The organism is Burkholderia sp. L27(2015) (genome assembly GCF_009765705.1).
In the GTDB taxonomy this organism is placed as follows: domain Bacteria; phylum Pseudomonadota; class Gammaproteobacteria; order Burkholderiales; family Burkholderiaceae; genus LMUX01.
The window spans coordinates 1-1,159 of sequence record NZ_LMUX01000043.1 but is presented as its reverse complement, the minus strand read 5'-3'; the positions used below and the strand labels follow the sequence as shown (position 1 = coordinate 1,159).

The window sequence follows — 1,159 nt, the reverse complement described above, 5'->3', positions numbered from 1 at the left end:
TTGCAGAACACCAGCGCATGTTCTGCGCGATCACTGCTGAGCAATTGCGCCAGTGCATCCATCTTCTGCGCCGGCTCCACTTCGTGGAAACGTTGCTCGATCGCCGGCCGCTCATCGATGGGCGCATCCACCGTCACCTCGACCGGGTCACGCTGCATGCGCTGACTCACCGCGCGGATCTCCTGCGGATACGTCGCGGAGAACAGCAGCGTCTGATGATGCTTGGCGATGCGTCCCACGATGTCGTCGATCGCTTCGCTGAAACCCATGTCGAGCATGCGGTCCGCCTCGTCCAGCACAAGCACCTTGATGCCGCCCCCATGCAGGCTGCCGCGCTTCAAGTGTTCCTGCACCCGCCCCGGAGTACCGATCACGATATGCGGATCGTGCGTCAGCGACGCCAGCTGCGGCCCCAGCGGCATGCCACCGCACAGCGTCAGCAGCTTCACATTCGGAATGTTCGCTGCCAGCTTGCGGATCGCCTTGCTGACCTGATCGGCCAGTTCGCGGGTCGGGCACAGCACCAGCGCCTGCAGGCGGATCGTGTCGGCATCGAGTGTCTGCAGCAGGCTCAGCCCGAACGCGGCGGTCTTGCCGCTACCGGTCTGCGCCTGCGCAATCACGTCACGCCCAGCCAGCATCGGCGGCAGACTCTGCGTCTGCACCGGGGTCATTTCGGTGTAGCCAAGCGTTTCTAGGCTGGCGAGCAGGGCGGGTTTGAGTGGGAGCGTGTTGAAAGCGGTCATGCGATATCATCGCACGAGCGCTGAAGCGGGGAAGATTTGGCGTCCGATGTTTGCGCGAGGACAATACGTAACGCGCCGCAATGAATCGTAAAATCAGGGGGAATAGATGCGGAATCTGACGTTGGCCGCTGTCTGTGCATTGGCGGTGTCCGCCTGTGCAACGAGTACATCAAACAATCGGGCGCAATCGAGCGCGACTCCCGCTGCGCAAAAGGTTCAGGCCAGCCAGGCGGATTCTGATCTCAGGTATGACCCGGCGTTTCAGGCCAAGCCGATATACCCGGGATTTGATGCTGTTTATGGCGTCGAGGGGGTCGCAGTTGTCGTGGTGTTGGTGAAACCCAACGGTCGAGTGGCAGGTATCAAGGTCGAAGAATCCACGGGCGATCGCGAACTCGATCGAGCTGCGATCA

The 1,159-nt window shown here is 61.5% G+C and carries 2 protein-coding genes; one reads left to right on the top strand and one right to left on the bottom strand.

The window, feature by feature from the left end; genetic code table 11:
* Window positions 1-746: DEAD/DEAH box helicase (locus GSQ77_RS28975; RefSeq protein WP_158907602.1), on the bottom strand; the 746-nt coding region annotated here is incomplete at its 3' end.
* 106 nt (window positions 747-852) lie between these two features.
* Here GSQ77_RS28975 and GSQ77_RS28970 point away from each other — a divergent pair.
* The coding region (locus GSQ77_RS28970) for an energy transducer TonB (RefSeq protein WP_158907600.1) at window positions 853-1,159 on the top strand (307 nt) is incomplete at its 3' end.